This is a genomic window from Corallococcus sp. Z5C101001 (assembly GCF_007352635.1).
Taxonomy (GTDB): domain Bacteria; phylum Myxococcota; class Myxococcia; order Myxococcales; family Myxococcaceae; genus Corallococcus; species Corallococcus silvisoli.
In genome coordinates, this window is sequence record NZ_VKLU01000017.1 from 73,185 (window position 1) to 87,774 (window position 14,590).

Consider the following 14,590-nt stretch of genomic DNA (forward strand, 5'->3'; position numbering starts at 1 on the left):
TATGGTTGCGGTCCGGGCCAAGGCTTCTGGCCATCACGGAGCGCGGCGTCATGCACGACAGGCGGCGAGCAGACTGCCGTCCCGAGCGCAGGGGAACGCCAGGGGGCTGGCATACATGATGACGTTGTTGGACGAGCTCACGACCTGCGCGGGCCAGTCGGTGACGGCCCCGTCCTCGACCGGGGCGTGCCTCATCCTCATCAGCACCACGACGCCGGCCGCCATTGGCAAGGCGTACCGGCTGGAGCAGGGCGAGCACGTCATCGGACGGGGCTCGGAGGCGGAGGTGCGCATCGACGACCACGGGGTGTCGCGCAAGCACGCGCGCATCCTGCGCGCCGGGGATGGCACCTGCCACGTCACCGACCTGGAATCCACGAATGGCACGTTCCTCAACGGCCTGCCGGTGTCCACGGCGGAGCTGCAGGAGGGCGACCGGCTCCAGGTGGGCACCGTCACGGTGTTCCGCTTCTCCAAGCGCGAGGTGCTGGAGCAGCGCGAGGAGCAGCTGCGGCAGGCGCTGTCCGCCGCGCGCGTGGGCATCTGGGACTGGAACGCGAAGAGCGGGCAGGTGACGTGGAGCGAGCACGTGGACCGGCTCCTGGGGCTGGCGGTGGGCAAGCTGTCCGGCCGCGCCATGGACCTGGAGGAGGTGGTGCACCCGGCGGACCTGCCCCGGCTGCGCGCGGGGCTGGCCACGGCGCTCCAGCAGAAGTCGCAGGTGGACGTGGAGTACCGCATCGAGCCCGCGGGCAGCGGCTACCGCTGGATTTCGTGCAAGGGCGACGTGCTCTGCGACGCGGCGGGGCAGCCCGCGCGGGTGACGGGCACGGTGATGGACATCACCGCGCGCAAGCAGGCGGAGCAGGAGCTGCACCGTCAGGCGCTCATCTTCGAGAGCATCTCCGACGGCGTCGTCATCACGGACCTGGCGGGCGGGGTCATCGACTGGAACACCAGCGCGGAGCGGATGTTCGGCCGCAGCCGCAAGGAGGCCATGGGGCAGACGCTCTTCAGCGTGCTGCACCCGGGCGAGCAGGACCGGCTGACGGGCGCCATCCTCACCGCGCTGGAGGTGCACGGGCGCTGGAGCGGCGAGCTGGAGTTCCGGCGCGCGGACGGCATGGCGTGCGTCTGCGAGTCCGTGGTGGTGCCGCTGCGCGACGCGGAGGGGCGCATCATCGCGAACATCATGGTGCACCGCGACCTGAGCGAGCGCCGGCAGCTGCAGGCGCGGCTGGTGGTGGCGGACCGGCTGGCCAGCGTGGGCACGCTGGGCGCGGGCGTGGCGCATGAAATCAACAACCCGCTGGCGTACATGCTGGTGAACCTGCACCTCATCCGCGAGGGGCTGGACAAGCTGGAGGCGCAGGGCGCGCCGTCGCAGCCGGTGGCCTCCATCCAGCAGCTGGTGCGCGAGACGACGGAGGGCGCGGAGCGCATCGCGACCATCGTGCGGGACCTGAAGGTGTTCGCGCGCGGCGAGCAGGAGTCGCGGCCGATGCCGGTGGACGTGCGCCGCTCGGTGGAGCTGGCGTGCAAGATGGCGGACAACGTCATCCGCCACCGCGCGCGGCTGGTCACGGAGTTCGAGCCGGTGCCCGCGGTGGAGGCGAGCGAGGCGCGGCTGTGCCAGGTGTTCCTCAACCTGCTGCTCAACGCGGCGCAGGCGATTCCGGAGGCCCCGTCGTCCGTCACGGAGCATGAGATTCGCGCCATCATCCGGCCGGGCGAGCCGGGCAAGGTGGTGGTGGAGGTGCGCGACACCGGCGTGGGGATGACGCCGGAGGTGCTGGGGCGCATCTTCGACCCGTTCTTCACCACCAAGGCGGTGGGCGTGGGCACGGGGCTGGGGCTGTCCATCTGCCACGGCATCGTGGAGTCCATGGGCGGCTCCATTCACGCGGAGAGCACGCCGGGGCAGGGCAGCACCTTCCGCGTCGTCCTGCGCTCGGCGGCGCATGAACCGGACCTCTACCCGCGCCTGTCGGCGACGGCGCAGGCGGGGGCGCGGGCGCGCATCCTGGTGGTGGATGACGAGCCCAACGTGACGGTGGCGCTGCAGCGCTCGCTGGCGACGGAGCACGAGGTGGCCACGGCGAACAGCGCGCAGGCGGCGCTGCGGCTGGTGAACGAGGGCGGACGCTTCGACCTCATCCTCTGCGACGTGATGATGCCGGGGATGACGGGCATGGACCTGTACTTCGAGCTGGGGCGCTCGGCGCCGGAGCAGGCGGGGCGCATGGTGTTCATGACGGGTGGGGCCTTCACGCCGCGCACGACGTCGTTCCTGCGCGACGTGCCGAACCTCAAGTTGAGCAAGCCGTTGGACCTGGCGCAGCTGCGGGAGCTGGTGGGCCGCTCGGCGGAGGCGTCTCGATGAGCGCCGCCTCCGGTCACCCCGCGGCTCCTCCCGAGGTCGCGGCGGGACCGGAGGCCCCTCGGCCCGCGGTGGACGCGCCGGGCCCGGTGATGGTGGCCGCGCTCGCGTCCCAGGGCCGCGAGTGGACGGCCCGGTCGCTGGGGATGGGGCTGCTGATCGGCGCGCTCCTGGCCGTCACCAACCTCTACATGGGGATGAAGACGGGCTTCTGGGACAGCGGCTCCATCACCGCGACGGTGCTGGGGTTCAGCGGGCTCGCGGCCTACGGGCGCAGGCGGGGCGTGCCGTACACGCCGCTGGAGAACAACCTCACGCAGACGGCCGCGTCGGCGGTGGGCGCGATGCCCGCGTCGGCGGGGCTGCTGGGCGCGCTGCCGGCGCTGGCCCTGTGGGGCACGGGCGTGCCGGGCTGGGGCATCGCGGCGTGGGGCATCGCGCTGGGCGCGGTGGGCGTGCTGGTGGCGGGGCTGTTGCGGCGGCGGCTGCTGGAGCAGGAGGCGCTGCCGTTCCCCACGGGCATCGCCACCGCGGAGCTCATCTCCACGCTGCACGCGGCCACGCCCGCGCGGGACGCGCCCGCGGGGCGGGGCCGGACGCTGGTGGGGGCCGGGCTCGTGGCGATGGGGCTGACCTGGCTCCGCGACGCGCGCGGGTGGCTGCCGGCGATGGTGGCGCTGCCGGGCCGCGTGGGCGGTGTCCCGCTGGAGTCGCTGACGTGGGGCGTGGGGATGAGCCCCATGCTGCTGGCGGTGGGGATGATGACGGGCCTGCAGCTGGCGCTGAGCATGTTGTTGGGCTCGGGGCTGGCGTGGGGCGTGCTGGCGCCGGGGCTGCTGGGGAAGGGCGTGGTGACGGGGGCGGGGTACGAGTCGCTGTCCGCGTGGCTGATGTGGCCCGGCGTGGGGTTGATGGTGGGGGCGGCGGTGGTGTCGCTGGGCGCGCAGGCGCGGGACTTCCTGGGCGCGGCGAAGGACCTGCGCTCGGTGGGCGCGAGCGGGGGGAGCCTGCCCCGGTGGAGCCTGTGGGTGGCGGCGGTCGCGTGCGGGCTGACGGTGGTGCTGGGCGGGGTTTTGTTCGGCCTGGGGGTGCCGTCGATGTTGCTGGCGCTCGCGCTGCTGGTGCCGCTGTGCGCGGTGTGCGCGCGTGGCGCGGGACAGACGGACGTGTCGCCGGTGAGCCAGATGGGGAACCTCACGCAGGTCGTCTTTGGCGTGGTGCGGCCGGGGGAGCTCTCGCCCAACGTGGCGGCGGGTTCGGTGGTGGCGGGCGCGGCGGCGCAGACGGGCGTGAGCTTGTGGTCGCTGAAGGCGGGGTACCTGCTGGGCGCCTCGGCGCCGCGGCAGCTGGGCGCGCAATTGGTGGGCGTGGTGGTGGGCGCGGTGGTGGCGGTTCCGGCCTACCTGTCGCTGGTGGAGGTGTACGGGCTGGGGACGGCGGCGCTGCCGGTGCCCGCGGCGGCGCAGTTCCGCGCGGTGGCGGAGGTGTCCGTGCGCGGCCTGGCGGGCCTGCCGCCGTACGCGGCGTGGGGCGCGCTGGTGGGGTGCGGGGTGGGTGCGTTGCTGACGCTGGCCGCGAAGGGGCGGGCCGCGCGGTGGATGCCGTCGCCGGTGGCGATGGGCATCGGCTTCATCACGCCCGCCTTCTTCGCGGTGACGCTGTGCCTGGGCGCGGGGCTGGTGGCGCTCGCGCGGCGGTGGTCGCCGAAGGCGATGGATGCGCACGTGCCCGCGCTGGGTTCAGGCGCGCTGGTGGGCGAGTCGCTGATGGGGCTCATCATCGCCGCCACGACGGCGCTTCAGCGCTCGGCATAGCGCGCGGCTGGGCGTGGGTCGGCGGGACCACGCTGCTCCGCCACGATGGCACCGTGGTGGGTGTCGCGAGCGGTTCGGACATGCTGGCGGGACGATGCCGCTCCGCCACGATGGCACCGTGGTGGGTGTCGCGTCGGCGCTATGCCGCGGGCGTGAGGTCCCTCACGCGCTCCAGGGAGCGGCGGATGCGGTCCTCCATCAGGTTCGGCACGTGCGCCGCCCGGGCCAGCGCCTCGCCGAGCGCGAGCATCGCCTCCGCGAAGTCGCCCCGGCGCCACGCCGCGAGGCCCATCATCTCCAGCACCTCCAGCGGCTCCTGCTCCACGGACGCCTGGGCGGAGCGCTCGCGCAGCGCGTGCCACTCCTCCGCCGTCGCGTCGCGCGCGGACAGCTCCACCATGGAGAAGAGCACCTCCTCCGACGGGCTCAGGTTCACGCCGTGCCGGTTGTTCGCCATCGTCTGCCGCACCTGCTCCAGCAGGTCTCGCGCCCGGTCGCTCCGGCCCGTCCAGGCCATGGCGCGCGCCTGGAGCAACAGCGCCCACGGGCGGTGCGCCACCTCCGGATGGCGGCGCTCCAGCACGATGGCGCGCGCGATGTGCGGCGCCGCCGCCTCCACGTCGCCGGCCTGGTAGTACAGCTCGCCCATGTTGTGCTCGGCGAAGTACTCCCAGCCCACCACGCCCAGCTCGCGCCCCAGCTGCATGAAGCGCTCCTGGTCCTTCAGCGCGTGCGTCAAATCCCTCCGCGCCACCCACAGGTTGCGGCGGTTGTTGATGGCCGAGCCCAGATGGAAGCGGTCGCCACGCTCCGTGCACGCGCTGATGACCTCGTCCATCACGCGCTCCGCGCCGTCGATGTCGCCCAGGTTCGGGAGGATGACCGCCATCAGCAGCAGCGCCACCACCAGCGTCTCGTAGCCCGCGTCGCCCAGCTTCCGGGCCCGCTCCGCCGCGGCCTCCAAGGGCATGAGCGCGTCCAGCCACTCGCCCTTGCGGAACTGCGCGCGGCCCAGCGCCAGCAGCAGCCGCGCCTGCACGTAGGGCGAGGACACCGTCTCCGCCAGGTGCTGCGCCTCCTGGGCCCGCACCTCGCTGCGCGCGTAGTCGTTCACCCAGTCGAGCGCCATCGCCTCGTCGAGCAGCAGCTCCACCTCCGCGCGCGAATCCCCCAACCCCCGCGCCCGCTCCCGCGCGATGGCGAAGTCCGTGAGCGAGTCCTCGTACCGGCCAATGCGGTAGCGCATCAGGCCCCGGCCCCGCAGCGCCGTGAGGCCGCGCAGCTCGTCCTCGGGCTCCAGCAGCTCCAGGGCGCGCGTGTACATGGCCTCCGCGTCCAGGAACGCGTGACGGCCGCGCGCGGACTCCGCCAGGTCGATGGTCAGCGCCGCCGCCTCGTCGCGCAGCCCCGCCGCCGCCGCGTGGATCGCGAGCCGGGCCAGCCGCTGGCGCTCCTGCGTCCCCGCGGGGCTCAGGTAGTGGCGGTACGCGGCGCGGTGGATGCGCGCCTTCTCCTCCGCGGGGAGGCCCGCGACCACGGCCTCGCGCACCAGCTCGTTGCGGAAGCTCAAGCCCTCCAGCCGGTGCTCCACCAGCAGCCCCGAATCCAGGAGCCGCCGCGTCGCATGGCCCACATCCAGCGGGAACTGCGCCGCCGCGCCATCCCGCTCCAGCTCCCGCACCACGCCGTCCGCGGCCGTGGCGGTGAAGGCCGCGCCCAGCAGCGCGCACAGGCGGGCATGCGCGGCGAGCGCCGGAGGCAGCGCGCCCAGCTCGCGGTCCGCCAGCCACTCCACCAGCCGCAGCTCGGGGACGCGGTCCAGCTCGTCCGTGACGAGGTACCAGTTGCCGCCCGGCGAGCGCTGCCGCACGAGCCCCTGCCGCTTCAGTCCCCGCACCAGCTCCACCAGGAACAGGGGCACGCGCTGCGCGCGCTCGACGATGCGCTCCACCGCCTGCGCCGGCACGTTCTCCACCGGCTTGAGCAGCGCGCGGCACAGCGCCTGCGCATCCCCGGGAGACAGGCCGGACAGGGGCAGGTCCAGCTGGCGCGCGGCGCGGGCGCCCCAGGACGGGCGGCTCTGCTCGAAGCCCGGGCGCACCAGCACGCAGACCCACAAGGGGACGCGCGTCTCCGCGAGCGCCGCGTACTCCAGCGCGTCCAGCGCCGTCTCCTCGGCGAAGTGCGCGTCGTCCACGATGAGGCACAGCGGACGCTCGCGGGCGCTCGCCGCCAGCAGCTCACCCGTGGCGCGCAGGGCCAGGGAGCGCAGCGCGCCCGGCGCCGCGGCCCAGCTGTGCAGCTCCGGCCCACCGGGCGCGTACCACCCGAGCGTCGCGGCCACGCCCGGCCACAGCTCCATGCCCAGCCGGGGCCCCAGCCGGTCGAGGATGGCGGTGCGGCCGTCCTCCTGCGTGTCGGTGTCGTCGCGGTCGAAGCCGTGCAGCGCGAGGCGCAGGAGCGTGCGCAGCGTTCCTTCCGGGTCGCCCTGCACGGGCTCGCGGGAGCGCATGGAGTAGACGCGCGCGTGCGGCAGCGCGGCCCTCAGGCGCAGGCCCAGGGTGGAGGCCAGGTGGCTCTTGCCGTGGCCCCGGTCCCCGCGCACGGTGACGATGGTGGGCGCCGCTTCGGACACCGCGGACCGGGCGCTCTCCAGCAGCTGCTCCAGCTCCACGTCGCGGCCCACCAGCATCTCGCTGCCCAGCTGCAGCACGGTGACGTCGGGCCTGGGCGCGGCGCCCGACGGCGCGGGACGCATCAACCCGGGGCGTCCCGGCACGGGCAGGCACGGCACCTCCGGCACGGCCTCCGCGGCGGCGGGTGACATCAGGGGGCCGCGCACGTCCGGCACGCCGGGGTAGCGGTCCTCGCGAGCGAAGATGGCGCCCAGGTAGCGGGGCGCGCCATCGCGGCGGCGCTGCACCGTGACGGTGGCCACGTCCACGAGCGCGGCGGGCGCGAGCCCTCTTTCGGCCAGTCCTTCCGCGGCGCGCAGGGCGCGGCGCACGGGGTTCTCTCCCACGTCGGGGTCGAAGACGCCCGCGAAGCGCACGCCGTCGGTGAAGGCCATGTGGCCTCCGTAGGCGGCCAGCGCCTTCTGCACGGCGACGGGGTTGGCGCGGGAGGAGATGAACAGCACCGACACGGACCGGCGCGTCTGGGCGGGCCGCACTTCGGGCAGCAGGGTGAGGCGGGGCGCGGGCGGCACCGCGGCCTGGCCCGCGTGCTCCAGCGCCGCGCGCAGCGCCTGGGCCACGGCGGACGCGTCGCGGGGACGGCGCGCGGGCTCCTTGGCCAGACAGCGCAGCACGACCTCCTCCACCGGCGGCGCGACGGGCGCGTACTCCGACGGGGGCGGCGGCCGCAGTGACAGGTGCGCCTGGAGCACCTCCGTGAGCGAGCCGAAGAAGGGCGGCCGGCCGGTGATGAGCTCGTAGAGGATGATGCCCAGCGCGTACACGTCCGTGCGCGCGTCCAGGGCGGCGTGGCCGGCGCACTGCTCGGGCGCCATGTATTCGGCGGTGCCAGCGAAGGAGGAGGTGTCGCCGGGCGTGCCGTCCTCGGCGGGCGCGCCGGGGGCGGGGCGCTGCACCAGGCCGAAGTCGAAGACGCGGGCGCGGCCGTGGGCGTCGTCCAGGAAGACGTGCTCGGGCTTGAGGTCGCAGTGCACCAGCCCGTGCGCGTGCACGTGGGCCACCGCCTCCAGGAGCGCGCTGGCGCGCGGCCCGAACTCCTGCGGCGACAGGGGCCCGGACACCTGGGCGAGCCAGTCCGCCAGCGTCGGCAGCGGGACGAACTCCATCGCGACGAAGCGCTGGCCGCCGGGCAGCGTGCCCGTGTCATAAAGGGCGGGCACGGTGGGCGGCCCGATGGTCCGCAGGGCCACCGCTTCGCGGGCGAGCTGCGCCTCCGCGAGCGCGATGCCAGGGCGGGCCAGCTTCAGGGCGATGCGCTCCCCTTCGCCGCCGTCCGCGGAGCGCTTGTGCGCGGCCAGCAGGACGCCGAAGCCACCGCGCGCGATGACCTTCTCACAGCGGTAGCCCGGCACGTCGGGCACGAGGAGTGAAGCTTCGGACGGCGAGGCGATGGGAGGCGAGGCGCCGGGCGGGCACGGCGCGTGAGAGCCTTCCCAACGTCGCCCGCATGTGAGGCAGCGCGGCACGGGTGCCACTCTATGCCAGCGTCCCGTCGATTTCCGAACCCCTGGCGGCACTCAAGTGGCGGACGCGTGAAGCATTCGTCAGAAGCCCTCCCGTGCCCGGAGGGCGTCCAGGCGCCGCGCCTGGGAAAACGCGCGACACCGGACACCCCAAGCGGCCAGAAAAGCAGCGGGTCGCCCGCGCACCGTCCGCGTCATTTCGCACCGCGTTGCGCCTTTCCTCTCCATGTCAGGATTGCCTGTTAGTCCAGTTCGACTGGAGGAGCGGGCATGGAAGGAGTTCAGGCTCCACGTGGCTGGGAGCGGCCACGGCAGGCGTGGCCGGGTCTGGTGCTCGTCGTGGGGCGCATGGGCTGCGCGGGAGGGCGTGCGGGAGCGTTGCCGGTGGGGCCTCAGGGTTGTGCGCGCTCCACCGGAGCCTCCCGGCGGAGCGCGCACGGAGGACCGCTACCGCTGGGGCACTTCAATCGCTCGCAGCAGTGAGCCGTCCTGACCGGGCACCCGCGCGCGCAGCAGCAGCGCGGCCCCTGGCTCCGCGGCCGTCAGCGCCCGCGCGGCCTCGGAGACGCCGGACACCTTCTGGTCGCCCACCTGCGTCAGCACCATCCCGGGCGCCAGTCCCGCGCGCTCGGCGGGGCTGCCGGACTCCACCGCGACCACCTGCGCGCCCGCGTTGCCGTCCTGCGCCTCCGACAGCCGCAGGCCCAGCCGCTTCGACAGGGGCGCGGGCGTCGCGTCCCGAGGCGTCATCTCCTCCTCACCCCGCTGCGTCGGCCGGGTGCCCAGCTTCACCGGCACCTCCATCGCCTTGCCGCCGCGCACGAGGCTCACCTTCACCTCGCTGCCCGGCTTGAGCAGCGCCACCGCGCGGGTCAGCGAGCCGGCGGAGTCCACCGCGCGCTCGCCCACCGACGTGATGACGTCCTCCTCGCGCAGGCCCGCCTTGGCGCCCGGACCGCCCGCGCTCACGCCGGCCACCACCGCGCCCCTCGCCGCATCCACGCGCAGCGCGCGCGCCAGCTCGGGCGTGAGGTCCTGCACCGCCAACCCCACCCAGCCCCGGCGCACCACGCCTGTCTCCTGCAACTGCGGCAGGAGCGCCTGGATGAGGTTCGCCGGCACCGCGAAGCCAATGCCCGTCGCGCCGCCGATGATGGCCGTGTTCATGCCCACCACCTCGCCCTTCATGTTGAAGAGCGGGCCGCCGGAGTTGCCCGGGTTGATGGCCGCGTCCGTCTGCAGGAAGTCGTCATAGGGGCCCGCGTGGATGTCGCGCGCCCTGGCGGACAGGATGCCCGCGCTCACGCTCGACGCGAGCCCGAACGGATTGCCAATGGCCATCACCGGGTCGCCCACGCGCAGGCCGTCGGAGTCCCCCAGCTTCACGAAGGGCAGCTTGCCGGACACGCCCTTCAGCTGGATCAGCGCCACGTCCGTGAGCGCGTCGCGGCCCAGCACCTCCGCGTCGAACGAACGCCCGTCCTCCAACTTCACCCGCACGCTGTCCGCGCCCTCCACCACGTGGTTGTTGGTGAGCACCAGTCCGGCGGGATCAATGACGAAGCCCGACCCCAGGCCCTGCTTCGCGGGCGCGCCGCCCTCGCCGAAGGGGTTCTGTCCGCCCTGCATGCCGAAGCGCTCGGCGAGCCCGGGAGGAAGGCCTTGCATCATCCCGCCCATCGCGGGCCGTGCGCGGGCCTGCACCTCCACGTTCACCACCGCGCCCTTCACGGTGTCCACGAGCGGTGCCAGGGATGTGAGCGCGCCGGGTGCGGAGAGCGCGGGCGAATAGACCGCGGGCTCCACCTTCGCGCCCGAGGGCGTGGTGGCCGTCTTCAGCGACAGCGTGGGACGGTCTGGAGGGGCCACGTCCGGCGACGGCTTGCACGCTCCCAGCGCGACCAGGGGCGTGAGCATCAGTGCGCGGGCAAGGCGGCGGCGGGACGGAAGGGTGCGGACCATCGTGCGTTCTCCTTGAGGTGGCGGCCGGAAGCGACCTTCCGGGCGGAGGGGAAAGAGTCGAACCGGATGCGGTGGGCACCCTGGGAAGGAGGCAGCGGTCCCGTTCCACCAGCGACACCGGGAGCCACCAGTGGCCCAGCTGCCTGAAGGGAGCTCTGAAGAGGAAGCCCCGCATCCGGTCCGACGCCGGGACCTCAATGCAGTCCGTGGGCCAAGTCCCCCATCACCCCGTTCCAGAGGGGAGTCGTGTCCCAAACGCCCCCGGGAGGCGGGGCAAAGTGCCCCAACCGGGGCATTTCGCCCGGGGACAGGCTGCCCCACGCCCCATCCCCCTGGCTCCCCGGGACCCCCCGGGCCGCGTGCATGGCACGGCGGATGCTCTTGCAGCGGCCTGTCCCACCGCCGCGACACCGCCGTGTCGGGGAAGGCCCTCGCGTCGCGCGGGGTCCTCCGTGCGAGGCGTCAGGCGCACCTTCAACCCTCCAGGAGCCCACTCCCCCATGGTGCACGAGCAGACGGAAGGGGTCGCGCGCGGCGCGGCCTGGGAAGACCCCACCTCGGAGCCCGCGAGGGTCCCGCGCATCCTGGTCGCGGATGATCAGTCGGAGATGCGCACGCTCATCCGCAAGATGCTCATGCGGCGCGGCTATGAGGTGGTGGAGGCGTCGGACGGGCCGGACCTGGTGCGCGTCCTCATCGAGGGGCTGACCGCGGATGAGTCGCGCGCGCCCGACCTCATCATCACGGATGTGCGCATGCCGGGCTTCACCGGCCTGGAGGTGCTCGCCCGCCTGCGGCGCGAGCAGTGGACCACGCCCGTCATCCTCATCACCGCCTTCGGCGACGCGCAGCTGCACCGCGAGGCGTTGCGCCTGGGGGCCACCTGCGTGCTCAACAAGCCGTTCGACATGGACGAGCTGCGAGGCGCGGTGGAGGTGGCGCTCACGATGACGCGCGGCTGAAAGGCCCGCGCGGGGCGTGGGCGCGGTAAGGTGGCCGCCGCTCGCGACGAAGTCGCCTGCTTGCAAGGAAGCCCATGCGCCGCATCCCCTGGTTCCTGCCGTGGTCCCTGCTGTGCCTGGGGTGTGCGCCCACGCAGCGACAGACGCCGGACGCGGGCGTCACCGACAGCACGCCGCGCAAGCTGGTGGCGCGCATCGTCCACACGTATCCGCACGACCCCACGGCCTTCACGCAGGGGCTCCAGTTCCACCAGGGCCAGCTCTACGAGAGCACGGGGGAGGACGGCGACCTGCGCCGCATCTCCCTGGAGCAGGCGTCGCCCCTGTGGACGCAGGACCTGCCGGACGTGTTCCCGGAAGGGCTCGCGAGCGACGGCGAGCGCCTGTACCAGCTCACCTGGAAGGACGAGACGCTCTACGTGTGGAATGGCCAGAGTGGCCATCCCCCCGCGCAGGAGAAGCAGGTGGCCTACACGGGCGAGGGCTGGGGCCTGTGCTACTGGCGAGGGCAATTGGTGCGCAGCGACGGCACGTCCACGTTGCGCTTTCACGATCCAAAGGACTTCCACGTGAAGTCCCAGGTGCAGGTGACGTCACAGGGCGTCCCGCAGGACATGCTCAACGAGCTGGAGTGCGCGGAGGACGGCGTCTACGCCAACGTCTGGCACACCGACCACGTGTTGAAGATTGATTACGCCACGGGCCGTGTGCTGGCGATCATCGACGCGTCGGCCCTGGTGCGAGCGGTGCGTGGGCGGGTGCACAGCTACGAGGCGGTGCTCAACGGCATCGCGCTGGAGCCCGGCACCGGCCGGCTGTTCTTCACCGGCAAGCTGTGGCCCGACCTCTTCGAGGTGGCGCTGGAGCCCGCGACCTCGCAGGAGTCGCGTCAGCGCGAGTAGCGGAAGGACACCGCGCCGGTGCTCGCCGGGGGCACCAGCAGGTCCCAGGTGAGCGTCGCCGTTTCGTCGTCGCGGTGGGCTCCGGGAGTGATGCGAATGAGCCGGGCCCCGCGCGGCAAGGTGTCCACCACGCGTACGCGCATGGGTTCGGCGTAGGGGTTGGGCACCCGCACGGTCACGTCCTGGACCTCACGGGCATTCCATTCCACCGGGCCGCGCTGCACGCGCCGCACGGCCCGGACCTTGGGGTCGGTGCCCAGGGGAAGCGTGAAGGTGTTGTCCGGAGGGCGGGGCCACAGCTTCAGAAATTTTTGCTGTTTGCCGTCCACGACGGGCTGGATCCAGTGGTGCATCAGAAGCGCAACCTCAGCGGATGGGTGCACCTCTCCGACGAGATACGTGGCCGCGTCCTTCTCGAGGAAGACCTGGCGGTGGAGGGTCACGGGCCAGGTCTCGGTGAGGAGGGGGATCCGGGGCGCGGTATTGTCGAGCACGATGTGCCGCCCGGGTGCGGTGAAGCGCCTGTCCGGACTCTTCCAGACGCCGTGCGGAGGGCCGGCAGGGCGCGCGAAGTCCTGGGGCGGAGCGATGAGTTCGGACTCGCGGGGACCGAGTCCCGCCACGAGGTAGTCGATGATCACGGGGTCGACTGAGCCCCCGAGGTAGCAGCCGCCTTCCACGGGAGGTTCGGGCGGGTCTGGATCCGGCCCGGCCCCGGTCCAAAGCCGTTCATCGAAACGCAGGGACCCGCCGTTAGGGGCTGGAACCGCTTCGTGGACCCGCGTCCTGGCTCTCGGGTGCTCGAAGACCAGTCGGTAGCCAGCGGGGTCGGGTGGCAGGTCGGTGATGCGGTACTCGCCGTGCGCATTCGTGAATGCGTACACCCGGGATTGGAGCCGGTTGGTGGCGACGGTGACCACCGCGTCCTTCAGCGGCGCTCCCGTGTTCACGTCCACGACCGTTCCAATGAGGACGACGGGGATGTCCCTCTGGCGGGAGGCCCGGGCATTCCAGTTCGCCGTGGTGGGCTGCCCGATGTTGTTGAAGATCAGGCGGCGCAGGGCCGTCTCTTCCTCCAGCATGTCGGGCCGGTTGATCCGCTCCGGGAGGGGACCCGTTGCCTCGAAGGGGGGCATCTTCCGAGACAGATCGAAGTGGAGAATGACGTCCTTCCAGTCGACGCCTGTCCGCTGAAGGATGTGCCCAAGGAAAGTCGCCTCCACCTGGGGTGGCTGACTCCGCACGGTAAGCTCGACCCGGTAGCGCCCGCGCGCGCCGGACAGCACGTAGCGCAGCACCACCTTCGCGAGGCCTTCGCCCTTCAAGGTGGCCATGACATCCACCGCAGGAGGTGAGCCTCGCTCCGCCATGATGGAGAGCTCCGTGAAGGCGTCCGACTGGCTGCGAGAGTACGACAGGGATTCGCTTGGGGGTCTGGGAGGGCCCAGGCGCTGCAGTGCCGAATGGACCTCTTCAGCGGTGAAGGCAGGCACATAGGTGGGCCGCACCTCGACGCGCTGGACCTCGGCGCCCTCGGCCTCCACTTGGATGGATGCCGGGTCCACCTGCCCCGTCAAGAGTGGCCACTGCACCTGCTCCGTGCCCGCGACCTTCACCGTGGCCGTCCGCACGACCAGCGTCTTGTCCTTGTAGAGCGTGACCGTGGTGTCCGGGACCTCTATCGCCACGGCCAGCGTTCCCGCGAGGAACAATCCCAGACCCATCAAGACCATGTCTGCATTCTGCGCAGGTCCTCGCCAGGGCTGTCACCCTGGGCTCCTGGCCGCCAGGAGATGCTTTCAGTTTGAGGGCGATTGGGATTCGGGCTGCCTGGAAAAGCGCCGCCGCACGGTGCGGGTCACCTCCGCGTCCCAGCGCGGCGACAGCACCTCCACGAAGGTCCGCCGGAAGGGCAGGGCGCACGCCAGACACGCCAGCGTCGCCGCCAGCCCGATGAGCGTGTTCTGCCATGAGCCCAGGTTCCACTGGCCGGACCAGGACCACGCCTCCAGGCTCTGAGGCCACAGGTAGTGGATGGGCCAGTCCGGTCCGCTGCCCGCGAGGTCGCACAGCAGATGACCGTGGAACGCAGCCACCGACAGGAGCGCCACGGCCACGCGCCGCCGTGCCAGCGTGGCGCAGACCGCCATCGTGACCAGCGCCCCCACGTAGCCGTGAAAAATCACATGGTGATAACGCGAATAGAACTCTTCACCCGCCAGCAATGACAATCCATCCAGATCCGGCGCGAGCCCCGCGCAGACCACCAGGACGCGGTCCCTGCGCTCCCTCAGCCCCTGCGAGATGAGCCAGGACAGTTCGGCGTGGACAATGGGGTTCATGGGTGTGCACTAGCGTACGGCATGCCAGGGCGGGTGCGAAGGTTTCTGGCACTGCGCGTTGAGGAGATG

Annotated in this window: 8 protein-coding genes; 4 read left to right on the top strand and 4 right to left on the bottom strand. The window is 72.6% G+C overall.

Annotated features, from left to right (window positions below; genetic code table 11):
- Nucleotides 1-118 precede the first annotated feature (118 nt).
- Both FOF48_RS31875 and FOF48_RS31880 read left to right on the top strand, forming a co-directional pair.
- Nucleotides 119-2,383, top strand: coding sequence for a PAS domain S-box protein (locus FOF48_RS31875; protein WP_143908078.1), 2,265 nt, complete (start codon nucleotides 119-121; stop codon nucleotides 2,381-2,383).
- The gene (locus FOF48_RS31880) at nucleotides 2,380-4,194 is read left to right on the top strand and encodes an OPT/YSL family transporter (protein ID WP_143907942.1); all 1,815 of its coding nucleotides are present in this window, start codon (nucleotides 2,380-2,382) and stop codon (nucleotides 4,192-4,194) included. Before FOF48_RS31875 ends, FOF48_RS31880 begins: the two co-directional genes overlap by 4 nt.
- Before the next feature lie 139 nt (nucleotides 4,195-4,333).
- Here the strand turns inward: FOF48_RS31880 and FOF48_RS31885 are convergent, their stop codons facing one another.
- On the bottom strand, nucleotides 4,334-8,251 hold the full coding sequence (locus FOF48_RS31885) for a serine/threonine-protein kinase PknK (RefSeq protein ID WP_186002152.1): 3,918 nt from the start codon (nucleotides 8,249-8,251) through the stop codon (nucleotides 4,334-4,336).
- A 549-nt stretch (nucleotides 8,252-8,800) separates the two neighbouring features.
- A complete protein-coding gene (locus tag FOF48_RS31890) occupies nucleotides 8,801-10,315 on the bottom strand; it encodes a Do family serine endopeptidase (RefSeq protein WP_143907946.1) in 1,515 nt (504 codons plus the stop codon).
- A 500-nt stretch (nucleotides 10,316-10,815) separates the two neighbouring features.
- Here FOF48_RS31890 and FOF48_RS31895 point away from each other — a divergent pair, with 500 nt between their 5' ends.
- Nucleotides 10,816-11,277, top strand: coding sequence for a response regulator (locus FOF48_RS31895; RefSeq protein WP_143907948.1), 462 nt, complete (start codon nucleotides 10,816-10,818; stop codon nucleotides 11,275-11,277).
- A gap of 74 nt (nucleotides 11,278-11,351) precedes the next feature.
- Entirely contained in the window at nucleotides 11,352-12,179 is an 828-nt protein-coding gene (locus tag FOF48_RS31900; RefSeq protein ID WP_143907950.1) for a glutaminyl-peptide cyclotransferase, read from the top strand.
- Here FOF48_RS31900 and FOF48_RS31905 read toward each other — a convergent pair.
- Together FOF48_RS31905 and FOF48_RS31910 are read right to left on the bottom strand one after the other, a co-directional pair.
- Nucleotides 12,167-13,912, bottom strand: coding sequence for a carboxypeptidase regulatory-like domain-containing protein (locus FOF48_RS31905; RefSeq protein ID WP_143907952.1), 1,746 nt, complete (start codon nucleotides 13,910-13,912; stop codon nucleotides 12,167-12,169). The two genes, FOF48_RS31900 and FOF48_RS31905, sit on opposite strands and share 13 nt — an antisense overlap.
- A 66-nt stretch (nucleotides 13,913-13,978) precedes the next feature.
- Entirely contained in the window at nucleotides 13,979-14,521 is a 543-nt protein-coding gene (locus FOF48_RS31910) for a metal-dependent hydrolase (RefSeq protein WP_143907954.1), read from the bottom strand.
- Between the last annotated feature and the right edge of the window lie 69 nt (nucleotides 14,522-14,590).